Raw genomic sequence first — 20747 nt, forward strand, 5'->3', positions numbered from 1 at the left:
TCATGCACGTGACCCGCCAGCGCGTCAAGAAGTCCCGCATCGGGTTCTTCGAAAAACGCACAACCCACCGGATCCGCGTCGTGGCGGCCGGCACCGCGGCTCTCGCCATCGCCGGCGGAGGCGTCTCGTACGCCTCCACCAAGATGTTCGGCACCGATCAGGTCGGCCAGACCACCAAGAAGGGCCTGGTCGTGTCCAGCGACCAGTACATCGACCCGATCGGCGAGCGCCTCGTCATCAACAACGGCAAGATCATGTCATCCTCGGTCAGCCCGGACGGCACCCACGTCGCGGCCGCGGTCACCGACGGTGGGATGGCGCTCGCCATCCTGGACCTGAAGAACTGGAAGGTGCAGCAGCTCGTCGGCAACAACAAGGCCGCCGATCTGAAGATCAGCGGCAACGACGTGGGCCAGGAGGGCCCCACGTACTCGCCCGACGGTTCGCAGCTGTGGCTGGGCCAGACCGACGGCTACACCAGGTTCACCGTGAACCCGGACGGCACGCTCGCCAACCCGACGTCCGTCAAGATCCCGGTGGACGGGCCCAAGCACGCGCTGGTGGCACAGGCGGTGTTCTCGGCCGACGGCAAGACCGTGTACTCCGCCGTCAACGGCCAGAACCGCGTGGTCGCCATCGACGCGGCGACCGGCGCGATCCAGCAGAGCTGGACCGTGGGCAACGCCCCGCGTGGCCTGGCGCTGGTGGGCAGCAGGCTCTACGTCAGCAACGAGGGCGGCCGCCCGGCGAAGCCCGGCGAGACCACGATCAACTCCTACAACACCCAGGTGCCGGCCAACCCGGCGACCGGCGCCACCACCACCGGCACGGTCAGCGTCATCGACCTGGCGAACCCGGCCGCCGCCGCCACGAGCATCGACGTCGGCCTGCACCCGACCGCCCTGTACGCCAAGAACGGGGCGCTGTTCGTCACCAACACCGCCACCAACAACGTGTCCGTCATCGACACGGCCAAGAACAAGGTCGTCCAGACCATCGCCACCCAGCCGTGGCCGGAGGCGTCGGTGGGCTACGAGCCCGACGCGGTGACGCTCACGGGCGACGGCCACCTGCTGGTGACGCTCGGCCGCGCCAACGCCGTCGCCGTCTACCGGTTCCGGAAGCCGCTGGAGCCGGTCAGCTACGTCGGCCTGCTCCCGACGGACTACTTCCCCGCGGAGATCACCACCGTCGGCGACGACGTGCTGGTCTCCAACACCCGCGGTATCGACGCCCGCCGTCCCACCACCGCCGCCGGGCACGCCACCCACGACACCACGTCGAGCCTGCAGCGGTTCAAGCTGCCGAGCGACAAGGTCATCCGGTCGGAGACGAGAAAGGTCTTCGAGCAGAACGGCTGGGGCAGGAACGACGTCAAGGTGGCCAAGGGCCACTCCGCGCACGCCGTGGCCGTCCCGCAGCGGCTCGGCGACCCCTCGACGATCAAGCACGTCTTCATGCTCGTCAAGGAGAACCGGACCTACGACCAGGTCTACGGTGACATCCCGGAGGGCAACGGCGACCCGACGCTGGCCCAGTACGGCGAGAACGTGACGCCGAACCAGCACGCGCTGGCCAAGCAGTTCGGGCTGTACGACAACACCTACGACATCGGCACGAACTCCGCCGAGGGCCACAACTGGCTCATGCAGGCCGACAACCCGGAGTACACCGAGTCCTCGGCCGGTGAGTACGCGCGCAGCTACGACACCGAGGACGACGCCCTCGGCCACCAGCGGACCGGTTTCCTCTGGACCGGCGCGCAGGCTGCGGGCAAGACCGTACGGGACTTCGGTGAGTTCCAGCAGTTCCTGACCAAGCCGTCCGGAGCGACCTGGCAGAACCTGTACTGCGACACCAAGAACATGGCGACGACCGGCCAGGACACGGCCTACCCCCTGGACTCGACGTCGCCGATCCCGTCGCTCAACAACGTGTCGGTGCACGGCTTCCCGAAGTTCGACACCAGCGTCCCGGACATCTACCGGTACGAGATCTGGAAGCGTGACTTCGAGCAGAACGGGCCGGCCAACCTGAACATGTTCTGGCTCTCCAGCGACCACACCGGCGGTCCGCCGAGCGGGCCCGCCCAGGTCGCGGACAACGACCTCGCCGTCGGCCGGATCGTCGACGAGATCACGCACAGCAAGTACTGGAAGGACTCCGCGATCTTCGTGGTCGAGGACGACTCCCAGGCCGGCACCGACCACGTCGACGGCCACCGGGCCCCGATCCAGATCATCAGCCCCTGGGCCCAGCACGGCACCGTCGACAGCCACTACTACTCGCAGATCACGATGATCCGGACCATCGAGCAGATCCTCGGGATCCACCCGATGAACCAGAAGGACAGCGCCGCGACCCCGATGAGCGCGGCGTTCACCAACAAGCCCGACTACACGCCGTTCACCGCGCTGCCCAACCGGACCTCGCTGACCCTGGGGCTGTCGACCCCGCCGAGCTGTGGCCTGGACACCCCGGCGGCGCAGAACCCGAAGGCCGCGGCCGTACCGTCGGCGAAGGTGCCGGCGGCCGAGCAGCCGGTGGCGGCGAAGTGGCAGGCCTGGAAGGCGAAGCAGCCGTTCACCGGGCCCAACGCCAAGGCCGACTCCGCCAACCCCGAGCAGATGAACCACTTCTCCTGGTACGAGGCGCACGGGTGGACCAAGCCCTACCCGGGCGAGACCAAGATCTACGCCCCGGACCAGGTCCCCGGCGCGTACATCCCCTCCTCGGACACCGACTGACCTGAGCACGACTCGAACGACGGCCCGCCGGGGATCCCGGCGGGCCGTCCGCCCATCAGCCCGAACACTTGCCGATCAGCCCTGCCTTCAATCCATGCCGGCCCAGCGGGACCGGCCGCTCGGCGACTACGACGCGGAGGACTTCGCCCTGGAGCGGGCCGGGCAGGCCGACGCGCAGGCCAAGCGCCTCCGGCTCAGGGCAACTGACCCGATCCCATCCATCATGCTCGGTGGCGTCCGGAGTCCGGTGTAAATCGGGGGGTGGTTCCGGCTTCATGGTGAGGTTCCGCGGTGCGGTGGCGGTTCGGTGTGATCGGCTTTGCGGGGGCTGGTGGCGTGTTTGGGTCGGAGGTGGCCGCTGAGATCAGGGGCGTAGTGCTGTTGTGGCGGATTGGAGCAGGTGGACGAGGCCGTCGCGTTGGGTGCTGGGCCAGGAGCTGAAGCGGGTGGTCAGGGTGGTGTTGATGGCCTGCTGGAATTGGCCGGTGACCGCCTCGCCCTGGGGGGTGAGGTGGACGCGGTTGATCCGGCGATCGTTGGGGTCGGGTTGGCGGGTGAGCAGGCCGCGTCGCTGAAGCCGGTCGACCAGGCCGGTGATGTTGGTCTTGTCGCAGTGCAGCAGGGTCGCGAGCTCGCCGAAGGACGGCTGCAGATGTTGGGCGAAGCACAGCAGTCGCGCCTGCTGGGGGGTTAGTCCCAGCCGGCGGCTCGCCGTGCTGAACAGGCCGTCGATCTCCATGAAGACGCCGATCAGCGTCTCGACGAGTTCGTCATCGGGTGCGGCCATGGCAGACAGTCTACTACCTGGACAGTTGACACCCTCTACCAAACTAGTCGATGCTGTGGACTATCCACAGGATCGACCATTTGAGGGGTTATGCGTATCGAGGATCGGGTCGCGGTCGTCACCGGCGGATCGCGCGGTATCGGACGGGCGATCAGCGACCGGCTCGCCGCGGCGGGAATGCGCGTCGTCATCGGCTCCCGCGACCAGGAGACGGCCGCGCAGGCGGTGGACCAGATTAAGGACGCGGGCGGGCAGGCCACCGCGGTCCGCGCTGACATCACCCGCCCCGAGGCGGTCATGGAGTTGTTCGATGCGGCCGAGAGCCAGTACGGCCGGGTGGATGTGTGGGTGAACAACGCGGCCACGGCGACCGCTGGGCCGCTGGCCCGCGCCACCGATGACGACTTCGACCAGTACCTGCACGCCAACGTGCGGTCCACGTTCGTCGCCCTGCGCGAGGCCGCGCAGCGGATCAGCGACCACGGCCGGATCATCTTGATCTCTTCCGCGCTGACCGTGTCGCCGCTGCCCGGCATGGCGCTGCTTGCCGCCAGCAAGGCCGCCGGTGACCAGCTCGCCCGTACGCTGGCCTGGGAGGTGGGCTCCAGGTCCGTCACGGTCAACAGCGTCCTGCCCGGCCTGACCCGTACCGACGTCATCGCCACCGTGCCCCAGCACGTCATTGACGACGCCAAGGCCCGCACACCGCTGGGCCGCCTGGGCGAACCAGCCGACATCGCCGACGTCGTCGCGTTCCTGGCCTCCGACGCCGCCCGCTGGATCACCGGCCAGACCATCAACGCCGCCGGAGGCATGATCTAACGAGTTTGGCGCCGGGCCAGGGCTGGATGGCGCACGATCCTGAAGACCTTGGCCACGATCACCGGACCGCCCGCAAGCTGGTTACGCGGTCGCGGTGATGGTCTGGTGATCGGCAGGGTCGAGTGGGACGGTGTGTTGGGGGCGGAGCTGGCGAGGCAGGTCGAGGAGCGAGTGGCGCAGGTCCTGCAGGAGCCGGGGCCCCGCGCGCGGACACGGTCGGTCGGTGATACTCGTGCGGACACGGGCGTGGGTCCCTTCCTTCGAAACTTCGCAGGTATCGAAGCTGGAACCTACGCCCGTTTCTCATTTACACCGGCTTCAGGACGCCACCCCATGCTCCGGCGTGGAAGACAACGAGCCGGTCCGCCTCCAAGAGAGGCGGGCCGGCTCTTTCAACCGCCTGCCTTCTTCAGTCGGGCAGGCAGGAGCGGAACCGTCGTAGGAGTTCCAGGGCGGTGACGCTTCCTCCGTCGAAGGTCTGCCGTCGCCGCTCGGACGAAAGATCCGGTCCCCAGAAGCGGGCGCCGTGGCAGCGGAAACAGAAGGCGATCTCGAAGAGCGGATCGGTGGCACCGTGTGCCCGGATCCCCCAGCCGGGGAGGAAGCAGCGATAGGGCTCACTGCCCGGCAGCTCCGCCACGAGCGCCAGAGCCTGCCGGACCTCGTCCCCCTCCCAGATGGCGACGGTGTCGCCCGTCAGCTCGTCGGACACCAGGTGTCGCGCGGGGTCCGTGATCCGGACGACCTCGATGAGCTCGGCCTTGTGCCGAGTGAGCGGCAACAGCATCCCCATAGCGTCGCCGAACCCGCCGACACTCGCCGAAGACGGCTATTTCTCTCCGGGTACCTGGCCCTTGGCCTCGTCGTAGCCGACCTTGGTGGGCGCCACAGTCGGCGAGTAGATCACGCGGATCACGCCCGACGGAAACGCCTCCGTCGCCGTCACTCTCAGGTGGTACGGCGCGTCGCCGTCGTCGAACAGCTTGCGCCCCTTACGCGCCGCCACCGGATGCACGAGCAGGCGCAGCTCATCGATCAGCCCCGCGGCGAGCAGTTGCTGCACCACGGAGATCGACCCGGGGACGAGGATGCCTCGTATTCCGGCATCGGCCTTGAGCGAGGTGACGGCATCGATGAGATCACCCTTGATCAGCTCGGAGTTGCGCCAGGAGAACTCCAGTGCCTGGCGCGAGACGACCACCTTGCGCACGTCCCCGAGTTGCTTGGCGAACGGTGCGTCATCCCCACCCGCGGCCTCGCGGTCGGGCCAGGCTCCGGCGAAGCTGTCGTAGGTCTCGCGGCCGATGAGCAGCACGTCAGCGGTGTCATAGTCCTCGCCGACGGCGCGGCCCATGTTCTCGTCGAAGTACGGGAAGTGCCAATCCGGGTCGATCTCGGCCACGCCATCGGCCGATATGAACAGCGTGGAGATGACCTTTGCCATCGGAGTGATCCCTTCGAGTCGGATGGTGTCAATGGGTAGACCGGCGCAGCACCCCGAAGTCATCGGCCGGCATCACCCGCACGGTAAGCCGGTGACCTCTCGCACCACAGACATCCGGCGAGGCACTCGAACCTAGACTAACTGAACCAGAATCCGCTCCAGGCTTTCATCGCCATCTGCGCGCTGACCGCTCACGACACTGTCCGACCACTACCGGGTCTTGGCGACTAATCGTTCCCCATCTGTTCCCACGAACGGACACTCCCTTTGAGTCGCAGAAGCGCGACGAGAGCAGCGCGGGAGTCGCCGGCATGAGACTTCCATCTCGTGATCTCTTCAGGCCCCGCACGTCTACTGTCGGTCCGTTGACATGACAGCCGTCATCGCGAGAGGGTCACGCCGATGAAGATCGCCGACCTGACAGCTTTCGAGCGGGATGTTTGGAATGCGTTTCCACGTGGCCGAGACGTCGCGTCGCCTCCCGCCGGCGACGAAAATGCCGAGAAAGGCCGTTCTTGGGGTCCCGACCGGACCGTACGCGCCGAGGTGATCCGAAAGCTCCTCCTCAGCAGCCACCCCGCTGACGGGGAAGTCGCGGCATTGCGTCTGGCGGGCGTACGGATCTCCGGCCAGCTGGATCTGAGGTTCGCGGCGGTCCCCTACGCCCTTCGCTTTTGGGGCTGCTACTTCGAACGTGCTCCGCTCCTGTACGCCATGGCCGTCCGTCAGCTCAACTTCAGCGAGTGCTACCTCCCCGCTCTAGACGCCGCAACCATCCGCGTTGACGGCGTCCTCCGGATCACCGGTTCACGCATCCCCGGGGAAGTACGGCTCGGTGGTGCGCACATCTCTGGCGCTTTCTTCCTCGACAATGCGCACCTCGGCCGAGAGAGTTCCGATGACTTGGAACGCAAACCGATCCTGCAGCTCAACCACGCCACCATCAACGATGACGTCTCGGGGCCACACCTTGTGGCGCACGGAACGGTCAGGTTGGCCGGAGCAACCGTCGCTGGGGCCGTTAACCTGGACGAGGCCGAACTGAGCGAGCCGGGCCGTACCGCCTTGGACGCCGAGAATCTGAAGGTCGGATCAAACCTGAGCGCCTCGCGGCTCCGCACCAGCGGCGCGGTCAATCTGCGGGGGCGAAGATCCCCGGACACCTCGATCTCATCGAGGCTCGCCTGTCCAACCCCGACGGGATGGCATTGTGGGCTAGCGGTTGCGCGATCGGCGAGCTCTGGCTGCACAACGCGGCACCCATCGAGGGCTCAGTGAGGCTGCGTCGCTCACAGTTCGACCTAATCCACGCCACTCCGGACGCATGGCCTGCCAGCGTCAAGCTCGACGGTCTTACTTTTAGCTCGCTTAGTCCACAGCTTCCCGCCGACGAGCGGCTGGAACTGCTGGAGCGCGACGAGGACGGCTACGTGCCGCACTCCTACGAACAACTCTCCGCCGCATACCGACGTGTCGGTGACGACGCCGGCGCCCGCGCCGTGCAACTGGCCAAGCAACGCCGCCACCGCAGAACGCTGTCCTGGTACGCCAAGCTCTGGGGCGCCGTTCAAGACGTGACGGTCGGCTACGGCTATAGACCAACACGCGCCATGGCCTGGCTTCTAGCGCTCCTCCTCACCGGAACGGTCGTCTACGGCCTCCACCAGCCTCAGCCGATTGAACCCGGCAAGGCACCAGACTTCAACGCCCTGATCTACACGCTTGACCTACTCCTACCGATCATCGACTTCGGCCAGGAGAAGGCGTTCAACCCCCACGGGCTCTACCAGTGGCTCGCCTACCTACTGATCGCGGCAGGCTGGATCCTGGCCACGACAGTGGTCGCCGGCATCACCCGGGCCGTCAGCCGTCAGTGACCTCTCGCAACGCAGAGGTCTGGCGAGGCTTTGCAGAGGCTTCGGATGCCGTCGGTCACTGGGCGACGCTCGCGTTCCCCATGCGTTCCCGAAGCCGCCGTCCAGAAAACGATCAAGGCGGGGTCTCTGTGAGACTCCCGCCTTGCTCAGGTACTTGCTGGGGTACCAGGACTCGAACCTAGACTAACTGAACCAGAATCAGTCGTGCTGCCGATTACACCATACCCCACTGGCCTGCGGATCTTTCGATCTCCAGCGCCTCAGGAAGTTTAGCGGACCTTCGCGGTGCTCGCGAACGCGATCCGGCGCGGTGGGCTCCGCGACGGGTCCGGCGGGGGCGAGATGCCCCTTCTGCCGGAGCGCGTACGGCGCGGATAATCTCCGATGTGGATCGAACGGGCGGGTTGACGCGCGACACCGCGACCTGGGTGCTGTACGCCGTGTTGAGCTGTATGAGCTTCCTGCTCAACGGGATGGGGGCGGTGCTGGCGCCGCTGCAGAAGGACCTCGGGGTGGACCGGGCGCAGGTGGCCTTCTACCCCACGCTGTTCGCGGCGGGGCTGCTCCTGATCGGCCTGGTGGGCGGTCCCATCGTCGGCCGTCTCGGCCGGGCGGTGACGCTCCGCGTGTCGATCGGCGGCATGCTCGCGGGCGGGTTGCTGCTGGCCACGCCCGTACGGCCGTTGACCATGGCCGGCGCGCTGCTCCTCGGGATCGGCGGAGCGCTGCTCATTCAGCTGATCCCCGCGCTGCTGGGCGCGCTGCACCCGCATGCCCCGGCCGCCGCGGTCGGCGAGGCCAACGGGCTGGCGAGCGCCGCGTCCGTACTGGCGCCGCTGGCGGTTGCCGGCGCGCTGGCCGCCGGGCTCGGCTGGCGGGCCGGCTATCTGGTGGCTCCGCTGGTGCTGATGGCCATCGTGGCAGCGCTGTCCTGGAACGTACCAATGCCGAACGCGGCCGACACTTCGGAGGACGCGCCGACGGGCTCCGGAGCGGCGCTGATCGGGCCGTGGATCGAGGTCCTGCTCGCGGTCAGCGTGGAGTTCTGCATGGTCTTCTGGGCGGCCTCGGCGGTGGGCGACTGGCACCACGCGTCGGCGGGCCTCGCCCCGGCGGTCGGGGCGCTGTTCCTGGTCGGCATGGCCGCCGGCCGCTCCTTCGCCGTTCCGATCACCCGGCGGGTGCGCGGTCACCGGAGTCTGCTGCTCGGCTGCACGGCCGTCGCCGCGGCCGGGTTCGCGTTGTTCTGGGGTGCCCCGACGCTGCCGCTGGCGGGCGCCGGGCTCGCCGTCGCCGGGCTGGGCGTCGCGCTGCTCTACCCGACCACCGTGAGCCGTACGGTCGCCGCCTGGCCGCACGCTCCGGACAAGGCGGCGGCGCGCGCGGCCATGGCCTCCGGACTGGCGATCGGCGGCGCGCCCTTCCTCCTCGCGCGGCTCTCGGACACGGTCAGCCTGCGCACGGCCTACCTGATCGTCCCCGCGCTGTTGATCGCCCTGGTGGCCCGCACGCTCACGTCCCGCCACTAATGAGCGCCGCCGCAGCGGCAGGGCGCCGCTCAACGCCGAGGATTTCGGTCGTTCTGACGACCGAAATCTGGGGCACAAGCGACGGCAGGGCTCCTAGGCGCCGGGCAGGTACAGGCAGAAGGGGTGGCCGGACGGGTCCAGGCAGACGCGTACGTGCTGCTGGGGTTGGTACTTCGCCAGGACGGCGCCTTCCGCGAGTGCGTGCGCGACGGCGGCGTCGAGGTCGTCGACCTCGATGTCCAGGTGGGCCATCATCCGCTGGTGGTGCGGCCCGGCCGGCCAGGCCGGCGGCACGTAGTCCTGGTCCGTCTGGAAGGACAGGCCGGCCCCGCCGTCGGGCGCGGCCAGCACCACCCACTCGGGCTCGTCCTCCACGGCATCCCAGCCGAGCAGCCGCCGGTAGAAGTCGGCGAGTTTCCGCGCGTCGGGCGAGTCCAGGACGACTCCGGTCAGCTTCAGCCGTGGTCTGTCGCTCATGGCACTCCTCGGATCAGGAACCGGGCAGGGCCAGGCAGAACGGGTGGCCGGCGGGGTCGAGGCAGACGAGGGCGCGCTCCTGCGGTTGGTGCTCCGCGAGGACGGCGCCCTCCGCGAGCGCGTACGCGACCGCGGCGCCCAGGTCGTGCACCCGGATGTCCAGGTGGGCCATCATCTGCTGGTGGTCCGGCTCGGCCGGCCAGGTCGGCGGGACGTACTCCTTGGCGGTCTGGAAGGACACGCTCGGGCCGCCGCCGGGCGGGGCCAGCTTGACCCACTCGGGATCGTCGTGCACGGTCTCCCAGCCCAGCAGCCGCCGGTAGAAGTCGGCGAGCTCACGGGCGTCGGGCGCGTCCAGGACGAAGCCGATCAACGACAACTCGGGCCGGTCGCTCATGGCACTCCTCGATCGGGCCCGGGACCGGGCCCCCGGGCGTGGACGGTCGTGGCGAGACCGTCCATGCCCGGTGAGGAGTCCGGCTATGCCGCCGTGAGCCGGTCGAGTGCCGCCCGTACGCGGGCGAGCGTGCGGTCCCGGCCGATGATCTGAAGCGACTCGAACAGCGGCAGGCCGACCGTACGGCCCGTCACGGCGACGCGGATCGGGGCTTGCGCCTTGCCGAGCTTCAGGCCGTGGCGGGCGCCGATCTCCTCGGCCCGCGCCTTGAGCTCCTCGGCCGTCCACTCCGCGTCCTGGAACGCCTCGAGGGCGCCCCGAAGGATGTCCGCGGCGGGCTCCTTCATCGCCTTGTTCCAGGACGCCTCGTCGATCACCGGCTCGTCGAGGAACGCGAAGTCGACCATCGCCGTGATCTCCGACAGCACCGCGACGCGCGTCTGGGCCAGCGGCGCGAGCCGGGCGAACACCGCCGGGTCGTACTGCTCGGGCGACCATGGGGCGTACGGCTCGCGGAGCCACGGCGCGCACCTCTCGGTGAACTCCTCGACCGGCAGCTCACGGATGTACTCGCCGTTGAACGCGCGGAGCTTCTTGACATCGAAGAAGGCCGGCGACGGGTTGACGTCCTCCAGCCGGAACTCCTCCTCGACGACGCTCCACGGGACGATCTCGCGGTCGCCGGACGGCGCCCAGCCCAGCAGCATGAGGTAGTTGCGCATGGCCTCGGCGAGGAAGCCCTCGGCCTGGTAGTCCTCCAGCGCGACCTTGTCCCGGCGCTTGGAGAGCTTCTGCCGCTTCTCGTTCACGACGACCGGCACGTGCGCCCAGATCGGCGGCTGCGCGCCGAGCGCCTCCCACAGCAGCTGCTGCTTCGGCGTGTTGGACAGGTGCTCCTCGGCCCGGATGACGTGCGTGATGCCCTGGACCTTGTCGTCTACGACGTTGGCGAGCATGAACAGCACCGAGCCGTCGCCTCGGGCGATGACGAAGTCCTCGATCGTGGCGTTCTCGAACGTCGGCTTGCCGCGGATCAGGTCGACGACCGTGGTCGTGCCCTCGTCCGGGGTGCGGAAGCGCAGCGCCCGCCCGGGACCGGGCTCGAGGCCGCGGTCGCGGCAGTGGCCGTCGTAGCCGCGGTACGAGTCGCCGGTCCGCGCGATCACGTCGTCGCGTGTGCAGTCGCAGAAGTACGCCCGGCCGTCCGCGCGCAGCCGCTCGACGGCCTCGCGGTGCTCGTCGGCGTTGGCCGACTGGAAGAACGGCCCTTCGTACTGATCCTCGTCGATGCCGAGCCAGGCGAGGGCGCGGATGATCCCCTCGGTCCACTCCGGGCGGTTGCGGGAGGCGTCGGTGTCCTCGATGCGCAGCACGAGCGCGCCGCCGTGCTGGCGGGCGTACACCCAGTTGTGCAGCGCCGAACGCGCTCCCCCGACGTGGAACATGCCGGTCGGCGACGGCGCGAACCGGACTCTGACGGTGCCGGAGGCGTGCTCCGGGGAAGAAGGGTCAGTCACGGGACACCACTGTATTGCTGAGCGTGCCGATGTTCTCGATCGCCACGGACACCTCGTCGTCGACCCGCAGCGGCCCCACGCCCTCGGGCGTGCCGGTGAGGATGACGTCGCCGGGCAGGAGGGTCATGACCTGGCTGACGTACTCGATCAGCTCCGGGATGCCGTGCAGCAGTTGCTTGGTGCGGGACGACTGCCTGGTCTCGCCGTTCACCGTGGTGGTGATGGCCAGGTCCGACGGGTCGAGGTCCGTCTCGATCCACGGGCCGAGCGGGCAGAACGTGTCGAAGCCCTTCCCTCGCGTCCACTGCCCGTCGCGCTGCTGCAGGTCGCGCGCGGTGACGTCGTTGGCGCAGGTGTAGCCGAGGATGACGTCCGCGGCCCGCGACGCGGGAACGTCGCGGCAGAGCCGGCCGATGACGACGGCGAGCTCGCCTTCGTAGTCGACCCGCTCGGACAGGCTCGGGTAGGAGATCGTCTCGCGGTGGCCGATCACCGCGGTGGACGGCTTCATGAAGATGACCGGCTCGGCGGGCGGTTCGCCGCCCATCTCACGGGCGTGCTCGGCGTAGTTCTTGCCGATCGCGACGACCTTGCTCGGCAGGATCGGCGCCGTCAACCGCACGTCGGCCAGGGGCTGGCGCTCCCCGGTGAGCTGGATCTCACCGAACGGGTGGGCGGCGATGGTGGCGATGGTCTCGTCGTCCTCGACCACGCCGAAGGACAGGCCGCCGTCTTTGGTGAACCTCGCGATACGCACGATACGAGGCTATCGACACCACGGCAGTGCGACCGCCCCCGCCCTCGGTCTGACCAGGCCCGGTCACCGGGAGCGGCGGCTCAGCCGGCGACGAACGCGCAGGGCGCCCCGTTGAGACGGCAGCCGGTCGGCATGGACGGCGAGCCGGAGCCGCCGAAGCGGACCCGCAGCGTCGCCCCGGGCGCGATCGGCGGCGACGTCGTCTTCCCGGTGAGGACCGTCTCCGTTCCCCTCCGCTGCAGCACGGCGTCCCACGTGTTGCGGATGTCGGCGCCCGGATAGGTGAAGGACAGCGTCCAGGACGGCATCGGCCGGTCCCCGTGGTTGGCGATCGTGACGGTGCCCTCGAAGTAGCCCGCGTCGCGTTCGACGGTGCGGTAGGCGACCTGCGCGGCCGGGGCGGCCGTGCTCGGGTTCGGCGAGGGCACGCACGGCAGGTGCCCGCAGGGCGTGGTCGCCGGCCGGCCGGGATCGTCGGCCGACGTGCCGGACACCGTCAGGAGGGCCACGACGGCCACCAGCAGGACGCCGACGACGGCTGCGGCGATCACGACGAGCCTGCGCGGGACCCGGCGGCCCGCCCGCGGAGGACCGGCCGGTCGCCACGGTCCGCCCGGTGGGGCGGGGACGCTCTGCTCCACGGTCGGTGGCGCGCCGTACGGGCGCGGCGGGATGGAGACGCGCTCCTGTACGGTCACCGGCGCGGCGGGCGGGCCCGACGGAGGCTCGGGCGCCGGCACGACCTGGACGTCGGTCGCCGGTACGGGCCGCGCGGGCCGCTGAATCTCCTCGGTCGTCCGCAGGTGCGGAAGAACCTCCTCGCCGTCCCGGTCACCCACCGCCATGACACCTCCCTCTCCTCATGGATTTCGACGAACGGCGGGCCGGGTTGGTTCAGTACGCGCGAGCGCCCGCACGGTCGGGTTCCGCGCGGGCGCTCGCCGGTTCATCGGTTACGAGGACTCGAGCGGCCGTTCGAGGGCCCGGCAGGCGGCGAGCCGCTGCTGCCGGTCCAGCATCGCCGTGATCGACCGGACGGCGTCAGGCCGCCGGCGGCCGGCGTCCGCCAGCCAGTGACCGGCCTCGGCGATCAGCCGTAGCTCGGCGTCGCGGTCGTACCGCAGCGAGTTCGTACGTCGCGTGGGAAGCATGCGACCTCCTAATCGCCGATGATCTTGTCGAAGAACATGAAAGCGCTGACGAAGGCGACTCCTCCCGCCGCCACCGACGCCGCCGGCCGGTGCTCACCGATGAAGGTGAGCACGCCGGCGAGCACGGCGATGACGACGGCGTACAGGGCGATCAGCCCCGTCCGCGGCGAGAAGTGCGAGCCGCGCGGAGCCGCCGATTCGCCGGGCTCCGTCGCCTCGTTCCTCTGGCCACCGCGGCCGAAGACACGTACAGTCATGACTGTCTGAACCTCCATAAAGTTCGGACTTTCCGAAGTCGACGGCCTCCTGTTGCAGCAGGGGGCCGTCGCTTTTTTCGGCGGCGACGACCCTGGCCGTACGGGGAGAGTGTGGCGCTTAATGACCTTCGTCCGCCACCGATTCTCCAACCTCGGGTGACTTTCCCGTGTCCCAAAGGTCTCTTCACGAAGACGCTAACGGAAGGACGATCATCTCACCTGCGGCGATCCGCTGGAAACAGAATTAGATTCCGAACGGTTCCTTCGCTCACAGCGATCGCTCATTGCGATCATGATACGGACCTACAAAGAGGCGGAACCCCGACATACCACCGATCTGACCGCCCTATTCGGGCGTTCATTTGCACGTGCAGAAGCACGTTCCAATTTCCCGGTAGGTGCGCCGTACGGACGACACGCCGGGCCTTCGGAAGCCCCCCGGCGCGGGCCGGCGGGCACTCCGAGAGAGGATCTCCCCATGAGCGTCGTGAAGATCAACGTACTGACCGTGCCGGAGCCGATGCGGGAGGAGCTGGAGCGCCGGTTCGCCGGTCGCGCCGGACTGGTCGAGGAGGCCGACGGATTCGAGGGCTTCGAGCTGCTGCGCCCGGTCGAGGGGACCGACCGGTATCTCGTCTACACGCGCTGGCGCAGCGAAGAGGACTTCCAGCGCTGGACGGAGAGCCGCGCGTTCGCGGAGGGACACGCCCAGGCCGCGGCGGAGCGCGGAGAAGGACACGGGCACGGGCATGGACACGGGCACGGCGGCCCGGCCGCGAGCGGTTCCGAGCTCTGGTCCTTCGAGGTCGTCGAGCGGGCCACGCCGAAGGAGTGACCCGCCCGGCCGCACGTCAGGAGGCGGTGTACCCCGCGCGGAGGAGGCAGTAGGTCACCGACTCCGCGAGCGCCTCCCACGAGGCGGCGATGACGTTGTCCTCGACGCCGACGGTGCCCCACTCGCCCGAGGCGTCGCTGGACTCGATGAGCACGCGGGTACGCGCGTCCGTGCCGTGCGCGCCCTCCAGGATCCGCACCTTGTAGTCGACGAGCTCCAGAGCGGACAGCTCCGGGTAGATCCGCTCAAGGGCCAGCCGCAGGGCGCGGTCGAGGGCGTTGACCGGGCCGTTGCCCTCGCCCGTGGCGACGATCCGCTCGCCCTTGGCGTGCAGCTTGACCGTCGCCTCGCTCACCATGACGCCGTCCGGCCGGCGCTCGACGATCGTGCGCCAGGACTCGACCTCGAAGTAGCGGGTGCGCTCCCCGTCGAGCTCCTCGCGGAGCAGGAGTTCGAACGACGCGTCCGCCGCCTCGAAGGTGTAGCCGGCCGACTCGAGCTCCTTGACCCGCTCCACCACCTCCCGCGCCTTGTCGCCGCTCAGCTCGTACCCCAGCTCCCGGCCCTTGAGCTCCACCGACGCCCGGCCCGCCATGCTGGAGATCAGCATGCGCATGTCGTTACCGACCAGCTCCGGGTCGATGTGCTGGTACAGCATCGGGTCGACCTTGACCGCCGAGGCGTGCAGCCCCGCCTTGTGGGCGAACGCCGACATGCCTACGTACGGCTGCTGGGAGCTGGGCGCGACGTTGGTCACCTCGGAGACCGCGTGCGCGATCCGCGTCATCTCCCGCAGCTCGACGCCGAGGTCGTACCCCCGCTTGAGCTGGAGGTTGCCGACGACCGTGAAGAGGTTCGCGTTGCCGCTGCGCTCGCCGTACCCGTTGGCGCAGCCCTGGACGTGCGTGACGCCGGCGCGTACGGCCGCGAGGGTGTTGGCCACGGCGCAGCCGCTGTCGTCGTGGCAGTGGATGCCCAGCCGCGCCCCGGACCCCGCGACCTCGGCGACGACGTCGGCCAGTTCGTCGGGCAGCATCCCGCCGTTGGTGTCGCACAGGGCGATGACGTCCGCGCCCGCATCGGCGGCGGTACGCACGACCTCCAGGGCGTAGGCGGGGTTGGACCGGTAGCCGTCGAAGAAGTGCTCGGCGTCGAGGAAGACCCTCTGGCCCTCCGCACGCAGGTGGGAGACCGTGTCGCGGATCATCGCGAGGTTCTCCTCCAGCGTCGTGCGGAGGGCCAGCTCGACGTGCCGGTCGTGACTCTTGGCGACAAGGGTCACGACCGGCGCGCCGGACTCGCGCAGCGCGGCCACCAGAGGGTCGTCGGCGGCCTTCGCGCCGGCCCGGCGGGTCGCGCCGAACGCGGCGAGCTGCGCGTGCTTGAGATCGAGTTCGGTCCGGGCGAGCCGGAAGAACTCGGTGTCCTTGGGGTTGGCCCCGGGCCAGCCGCCCTCGATGAATCCGACGCCGAGCTCGTCGAGGCGGCGCGCGATGATCAGCTTGTCCGCCACGGTGAGGTTGAGGCCCTCCTGCTGGGCCCCGTCGCGCAACGTCGTGTCGTAGACGTGGAAGCCGTCATCACGCATGGGTCGTAATCCCCTTGGTAGTCCCGAATGTGCGCCGACGCCGCAAAACAAAATGACCCCTCACGGGACGTGAGAGGTCTGCGCGCCGGCGTGGTGCTCGTCTTAGGTGCCGGCGCGCCAGCCGATAATGATCAGGCTGCTGCGCATGATGACACCGAGTCTGCCACACCCCCGCCGCGACGGACACATCCGTCTCATCCACCGAGACGCACGCCGCCAACCAGCCGAAATCACCATACCTTGCGGGACCAGTCGAACTGACTATCGGCCGATTCCCTGCGCGCACCCATCGCCATCGACTACCTTCCGTGACTTGTCACGCACTTTACGTTCTGGACGACGGGAGAGGATGATGCGACGATGTCCATCGTGCTGGAGAACTCGATCGATTCGGAGACCGCCGGACGGACCGACGTCGAGCGCCGCTACCAGGAGCTCAGCGAGCGCTGGCCGGACTACAAGGTCGAAATCATCGACGGCCGGATCGTGGTGAGAGAAGTGCCCACCACTGATCACGCCGACATCATCTTCGGGCTTCTGATCCAGCTCATGCCCTACGTCACCAAGCGCGGCTGGAAGATCTGGCAGGATGTCGCCCTCTTCTTCGGCCCCCAAGTGGATCGGTACCGGCCGGATCTGCTGGTCGTGCCGCCGGATCCGCCCAAGTGGGGCGACGATCACGTCCACGGCGAAGCCACGTATCTCGTGGTGGAGGTCGTGTCGAAGAGCAGCGTCCACGACGACCACGAGGTGAAGCCGCGCACCTGCGCGCGCGGGGGCGTGCCGCTCTACCTGGTGGTCGACGCCTTCGCGGGGAAGGCCCGACTGCTCAGCCATCCCGGTAAGGACGGCTACGCGCAGGAGCTGGACGTCAAGCTCGGTGAGCCGCTGCCCCTGCCGGAGCCGTGGGAGCTGACGATCGACACCGGTCGGCTGGCGTGAACGAGGGCGCGCCTCGCCGGGCGCGCCCTCGGAACATCCGCGTCAGGCGATCTTGTGGATCCAGCCGTACGGGTCGGGGCGGTCGCCGTACTGGATGCCGACGAGTTCCTCACGGAACCGCATGGTGACCGGGCCGGGCTCGCCGGAGCCGATCAGCCACTCGCCCTTGGCGCTCTTGACCCGGCCGACCGGAGTGATCACCGCGGCGGTGCCGCAGGCGAACACCTCGGTCAGCTCGCCGGAGGCGTTGCCCTCGCGCCACTGGTCGGTGGAGATGCGGCCCTCGGTGGCCGGGACTCCGAGGTCGGGGGCGAGCTTGAGCAGCGAGTCCCGGGTGATGCCGGGCAGGAGCGTGCCGGTCAGCGAGGGCGTCATGACGCGGGCGTCCGCGCCGGAGCCGTAGACGAAGAAGAGGTTCATGCCGCCCATCTCCTCGACCCAGCGGTGCTCGTTGGCGTCGAGCCACACGACCTGGTCGCAGCCCTCCTTGACGGCCTGGGCCTGGGCGACGAACGCGGCGGCGTAGTTGCCGCCGCACTTGGCCGCGCCGGTGCCGCCGGGGGCGGCCCGGGTGTACTCCTCCGAGAGCCAGACCGAGACCGGCTTGATCCCGCCGGTGAAGTACGCGGCCGAGGGCGAGGCGATGACGATGAACAGGTAGGACGACGAGGGGCTGTTCACGCCGAGGCCCCGCTGGGTGGCGATGATGAAGGGCCGCAGGTAGAGGCTGTGCCCCTCCTGGGTCGGCACCCAGTCGCGGTCGGCGTCGACGAGCAGTTCGAGGGAGCGGACGAACGTCTCCTCGGGGATCGGCGGCATCGCCATCCGCTCGCAGGAGGCGTTGAAGCGGGCGGCGTTGGCGTACGGGCGGAAGGCGACGATCGACCCGTCGGCCCGGCGGTAGGCCTTCAGGCCCTCGAAGAGCTCCTGGGCGTAGTGGAACACCGCCGTCGCCGGGTCGAGCGTCAGCGGCGCGTACGCCTCGAGGCGCGCGTCGTGCCAGCCGTGCTCCGCGTCCCACCGGATGGTGATCATGTGGTCCGTGAAGATCTGGCCGAAGCCCGGGTTCTCCAGCAGTCGTTCGCGCTCGTCCGCCGACGTGCGGTGGTCGGAGAGCCGGATGTCGAACTCGATGCTCATCTGAGGTCCTCTCGCGGTACGGCCTCGTCGCCGCTCCGTACCCATTGTCGCCTTATGTCGTGTTCATGTCTCCTTACCGCACGGCAGCCCAAAACGGGCGCGCCGTGGGGCGCGCCCGGAGGGTTTCCTTAGGGGAAGGCGCGCCCTAGCCGGCTACTCGCTCGGCGATGTCGTCGCCCGCTTCGCGGGTGGAGCGCGCGACCCAGGCGCCCTGGCGCTCGATGAGGTCGTCGGCGACGGCCTGCTCGACCTTGCGGGCCTCCTCGGTCAGGCCGAGGTGGTCCAGGAGCAGCGCGACGGAGAGGATCGTGGCGGTCGGGTCGGCCTTGCCCTGACCGGCGATGTCGGGGGCGCTGCCGTGAACGGGCTCGAACATGCTCGGGGCCGCGCCGGTCGGGTTGATGTTGCCGCTGGCGGCCAGCCCGATGCCACCGGCCACCGCCGCGCCCAGGTCGGTGATGATGTCGCCGAACAGGTTGTCGGTGACGATCACGTCGAAGCGCTCCGGCTGGCTGACGAAGAACATCGTGGCGGCGTCGACGTGGGAGTAGTCGACCTCGATGTCGGGGTACTCGGCGGCCACGGCGTCGACCGTGCGCGACCAGAGGTCGCCCGCGTACACCAGAACATTGTTCTTGTGCACGAGGGTGAGCTTTTTGCGCGGGCGGCGGGCCGCCTGCTCGAAGGCGTAGCGCACGACGCGCTCCACCCCGAACGCCGTGTTGAGGCTCTCCTGCGTCGCGACCTCGTGCGGCGTGCCCTTGCGGAGGACGCCGCCGGCGCCGGCGTACGGCCCCTCGGTGCCCTCCCGCACGACCAGCATGTCGATGTCCTCGGGCCGGGTGTCGGCGAGGGGCGTCTCGACGCCCGGGTAGAGCCGGACCGGCCGCAGGTTGACGAAGTGGTCGAGCTCGAAGCGCAGGCGCAGCAGCAGGCCGCGCTCCAGCACGCCGCTCGGCACGCTCGGGTCGCCGACGGCTCCCAGCAGGATCGCGTCGTGCTGCCGGATCTCCTCCAGCACGGAGTCGGGCAGCGTCTCGCCGGTCTTGTGCCAGCGGGCCGCGCCCAGGTCGTACGCCGTCTGCTCGATCTTCAGGCCGAACGCGCCGAGGACCTTGAGCCCCTCGGCGACGACCTCGGGGCCGATGCCGTCGCCCGGAACGACGGCCAGCCGGATGCTGCGGGAAGCCATGCACGTACCTTAGCGGTTCGTCTCACCTCATGAGAACTCGTCTCAAACTATGGGCGATTCGCGCGTCCCGGGACGTCGCCCGCGCCGGCGATGGCCCGGTCGAACACCAGCGCGCGGGCGGTCGCCAGCCCGGTCGCCAGCGCGCCCAGGACGACGGCGTCGTCGCCCAGCGGCGACACCTCGACGCGCGGCGCCCCCAGCGGGGTCATCGTCTCCAGCCGGTCGCGGACCTCATCGAGGAGGACGTCGGCGCCGTGGCCGCCGATCCCGCCGCCGAGGACGATGAGCTCGGGGTCGAGCAGCGCGACCACGCCGGCCAGCGCGTGCGCGACGTGGTCGGCCTCCCGCGCCACCGCGCGTACCGCGACCGGGTCGCCGTCGCGGGCCTCGTCGAAGACGCGCTTGGCGGTGATCTCGCCGGTCAGACCCAGCCGCCGTGCCGTGGCGACCACCGCGGGCGCGGAGGCGACCGACTCCAGCATGCCGTGCCGCCGGGAGTCCGCGGCCTGCGCGAGAGGGTCGGTCTCCCCCATCGGCAGGAACGCGATCTCCCCGGCCGCGCCGCGCGAGCCGCGGTACAGCCGGCCGTCGACGATGATCCCCATCCCGATGCCGGTGCCGATCGACACGTAGACGAAGTGCCGCAGGTCGGCGCCGAGGCCGTAGCCCTGCTCGCCGAGCGCGGCCAGGGCGATGTCGTTCTCGATCGCGAACGGCGCGGGCAGCCGCTCGGCGAGCTTCGCGGTGACGCCCGGTTCGTTCCAGCCGGGGATGTTCGGGGCGAGGTGGAGGCGTTCGTTGCCGGTGTCGTACACGCCCGGCGTGCCGAGCACGATGTTGGTGATCCGCCCACCGGCCGCCGCGGCGAGGTTGTCGACGATCTCCGCGAGCTGGTCGATCAGCTCGCCCGCGTCGCCGGAGCGCGCGGCGACGTCCTCCCGTACGGCGATCTCCCCGCCGAGGTCGACCAGGGCGGCGCGCACCCACTGCCGGCCGACGTCCAGGCCGATCACCCAGCCCGCCTCGGGGCGGATCTCGTACAGCAGCGCGGCCCGCCCCGCGTTGCCGGTCCGGTGCCCCACGTCGCGCACGAGCCCGGCCCGCTCCAGGTCGGCGAGGGCCAGAGAGATCGTGGGCTTGGACAGTCCGGTCGCCTCGGCCAGCTGCGGTCGTGAGACCGGGCCGAGCAGGCGGATCCGTTCGTACACGGCCCGCTCGTTCATGATGCGCAACACGCTCGTGGTGTTGGCCGTCTCCCCGCCGCTGGGCACCGTCATCCTCTCCCCGT

General features: G+C 69.5%; 22 protein-coding genes and 1 tRNA gene. 8 read left to right on the top strand and 15 right to left on the bottom strand.

Features of this window, described 5'->3' with window-relative positions; genetic code table 11:
- The first annotated feature begins 2 nt into the window (after window positions 1–2).
- Window positions 3–2747 (top strand): alkaline phosphatase family protein, encoded by a 2745-nt coding sequence (locus AB0K82_RS15210; RefSeq protein ID WP_364397084.1) that lies wholly within the window; start codon window positions 3–5, stop codon window positions 2745–2747.
- 94 nt (window positions 2748–2841) lie between these two features.
- Window positions 2842–3000, top strand: a complete 159-nt coding sequence (locus tag AB0K82_RS15215) for a hypothetical protein (protein WP_364397087.1) — start codon at window positions 2842–2844, stop codon at window positions 2998–3000.
- A gap of 111 nt (window positions 3001–3111) precedes the next feature.
- On the opposite strand, the gene AB0K82_RS15220 is transcribed toward AB0K82_RS15215, so the two are convergent.
- Entirely contained in the window at window positions 3112–3534 is a 423-nt protein-coding gene (locus AB0K82_RS15220) for a MarR family transcriptional regulator (protein WP_364397089.1), read from the bottom strand.
- Window positions 3535–3624: 90 nt separating this feature from the next.
- Here AB0K82_RS15220 and AB0K82_RS15225 point away from each other — a divergent pair, with 90 nt between their 5' ends.
- Window positions 3625–4356 carry an SDR family oxidoreductase gene (locus AB0K82_RS15225; protein WP_364397092.1) on the top strand — a complete coding sequence of 244 codons (732 nt, stop codon included), beginning with the start codon at window positions 3625–3627 and terminating at the stop codon, window positions 4354–4356.
- 409 nt (window positions 4357–4765) lie between these two features.
- On the opposite strand, the gene AB0K82_RS15230 is transcribed toward AB0K82_RS15225, so the two are convergent.
- Both AB0K82_RS15230 and AB0K82_RS15235 read right to left on the bottom strand, forming a co-directional pair.
- Window positions 4766–5143 carry a hypothetical protein gene (locus tag AB0K82_RS15230; protein ID WP_364397095.1) on the bottom strand — a complete coding sequence of 126 codons (378 nt, stop codon included), beginning with the start codon at window positions 5141–5143 and terminating at the stop codon, window positions 4766–4768.
- A 42-nt stretch (window positions 5144–5185) separates the two neighbouring features.
- On the bottom strand, window positions 5186–5800 hold the full coding sequence (locus tag AB0K82_RS15235) for a dihydrofolate reductase family protein (protein ID WP_364397098.1): 615 nt from the start codon (window positions 5798–5800) through the stop codon (window positions 5186–5188).
- 402 nt (window positions 5801–6202) lie between these two features.
- Here AB0K82_RS15235 and AB0K82_RS15240 point away from each other — a divergent pair, with 402 nt between their 5' ends.
- Window positions 6203–7078, top strand: coding sequence for a hypothetical protein (locus AB0K82_RS15240; RefSeq protein ID WP_364397100.1), 876 nt, complete (start codon window positions 6203–6205; stop codon window positions 7076–7078).
- The gene (locus AB0K82_RS15245) at window positions 7075–7677 is read left to right on the top strand and encodes a membrane-associated oxidoreductase (RefSeq protein WP_364397103.1); all 603 of its coding nucleotides are present in this window, start codon (window positions 7075–7077) and stop codon (window positions 7675–7677) included. The genes AB0K82_RS15240 and AB0K82_RS15245 overlap by 4 nt, the downstream gene beginning before the upstream one ends.
- A 157-nt stretch (window positions 7678–7834) precedes the next feature.
- Here the strand turns inward: AB0K82_RS15245 and AB0K82_RS15250 are convergent.
- Window positions 7835–7906, bottom strand: a tRNA-Gln gene (locus AB0K82_RS15250).
- Window positions 7907–8063: 157 nt separating this feature from the next.
- Between AB0K82_RS15250 and AB0K82_RS15255 the strand changes: the two genes are divergently transcribed.
- Window positions 8064–9206, top strand: coding sequence for an MFS transporter (locus tag AB0K82_RS15255; protein WP_364397106.1), 1143 nt, complete (start codon window positions 8064–8066; stop codon window positions 9204–9206).
- Window positions 9207–9299: 93 nt separating this feature from the next.
- Here the strand turns inward: AB0K82_RS15255 and AB0K82_RS15260 are convergent, their stop codons facing one another.
- From AB0K82_RS15260 to AB0K82_RS15290, 7 genes are all read right to left on the bottom strand, one after another.
- Window positions 9300–9683: a VOC family protein gene (locus AB0K82_RS15260; RefSeq protein WP_364397108.1), complete on the bottom strand. Its 384-nt coding sequence runs from the start codon at window positions 9681–9683 to the stop codon at window positions 9300–9302.
- Between the two features lie 13 nt (window positions 9684–9696).
- The gene (locus tag AB0K82_RS15265) at window positions 9697–10080 is read right to left on the bottom strand and encodes a VOC family protein (RefSeq protein ID WP_364397111.1); all 384 of its coding nucleotides are present in this window, start codon (window positions 10078–10080) and stop codon (window positions 9697–9699) included.
- An 83-nt stretch (window positions 10081–10163) separates the two neighbouring features.
- Window positions 10164–11597, bottom strand: a complete 1434-nt coding sequence (gene gltX / locus AB0K82_RS15270; RefSeq protein ID WP_364397114.1) for a glutamate--tRNA ligase — start codon at window positions 11595–11597, stop codon at window positions 10164–10166.
- Entirely contained in the window at window positions 11590–12354 is a 765-nt protein-coding gene (locus AB0K82_RS15275; RefSeq protein WP_364397117.1) for a fumarylacetoacetate hydrolase family protein, read from the bottom strand. The genes gltX and AB0K82_RS15275 overlap by 8 nt, the downstream gene beginning before the upstream one ends.
- A gap of 80 nt (window positions 12355–12434) precedes the next feature.
- Window positions 12435–13199, bottom strand: coding sequence for a cellulose binding domain-containing protein (locus tag AB0K82_RS15280; protein WP_364397120.1), 765 nt, complete (start codon window positions 13197–13199; stop codon window positions 12435–12437).
- Between the two features lie 108 nt (window positions 13200–13307).
- Window positions 13308–13505: a hypothetical protein gene (locus tag AB0K82_RS15285; protein WP_364397123.1), complete on the bottom strand. Its 198-nt coding sequence runs from the start codon at window positions 13503–13505 to the stop codon at window positions 13308–13310.
- 8 nt (window positions 13506–13513) lie between these two features.
- Window positions 13514–13762, bottom strand: coding sequence for a hypothetical protein (locus tag AB0K82_RS15290; RefSeq protein ID WP_364397126.1), 249 nt, complete (start codon window positions 13760–13762; stop codon window positions 13514–13516).
- A gap of 478 nt (window positions 13763–14240) precedes the next feature.
- On the opposite strand from AB0K82_RS15290, the gene AB0K82_RS15295 reads away from it, so the two are divergent.
- On the top strand, window positions 14241–14597 hold the full coding sequence (locus AB0K82_RS15295; protein WP_364397129.1) for an antibiotic biosynthesis monooxygenase: 357 nt from the start codon (window positions 14241–14243) through the stop codon (window positions 14595–14597).
- A gap of 16 nt (window positions 14598–14613) precedes the next feature.
- On the opposite strand, the gene cimA is transcribed toward AB0K82_RS15295, so the two are convergent.
- Window positions 14614–16185, bottom strand: coding sequence for a citramalate synthase (cimA, locus tag AB0K82_RS15300; protein WP_364397132.1), 1572 nt, complete (start codon window positions 16183–16185; stop codon window positions 14614–14616).
- Window positions 16186–16545: 360 nt separating this feature from the next.
- Between cimA and AB0K82_RS15305 the strand changes: the two genes are divergently transcribed.
- The gene (locus AB0K82_RS15305; protein WP_364397135.1) at window positions 16546–17127 is read left to right on the top strand and encodes a Uma2 family endonuclease; all 582 of its coding nucleotides are present in this window, start codon (window positions 16546–16548) and stop codon (window positions 17125–17127) included.
- Between the two features lie 42 nt (window positions 17128–17169).
- Here AB0K82_RS15305 and AB0K82_RS15310 read toward each other — a convergent pair whose 3' ends face one another.
- The 3 genes from AB0K82_RS15310 to AB0K82_RS15320 form a co-directional block, all read right to left on the bottom strand.
- The gene (locus tag AB0K82_RS15310; RefSeq protein ID WP_364397138.1) at window positions 17170–18267 is read right to left on the bottom strand and encodes a branched-chain amino acid aminotransferase; all 1098 of its coding nucleotides are present in this window, start codon (window positions 18265–18267) and stop codon (window positions 17170–17172) included.
- A 145-nt stretch (window positions 18268–18412) separates the two neighbouring features.
- Window positions 18413–19459, bottom strand: a complete 1047-nt coding sequence (locus tag AB0K82_RS15315; protein ID WP_364397141.1) for a 3-isopropylmalate dehydrogenase — start codon at window positions 19457–19459, stop codon at window positions 18413–18415.
- A gap of 47 nt (window positions 19460–19506) precedes the next feature.
- Window positions 19507–20736: an ROK family transcriptional regulator gene (locus tag AB0K82_RS15320; RefSeq protein ID WP_364397144.1), complete on the bottom strand. Its 1230-nt coding sequence runs from the start codon at window positions 20734–20736 to the stop codon at window positions 19507–19509.
- Window positions 20737–20747: the final 11 nt, after the last annotated feature.

It is taken from the genome of Actinoallomurus sp. NPDC052274 (assembly GCF_040679475.1).
GTDB lineage: Bacteria > Actinomycetota > Actinomycetes > Streptosporangiales > Streptosporangiaceae > Actinoallomurus > Actinoallomurus liliacearum.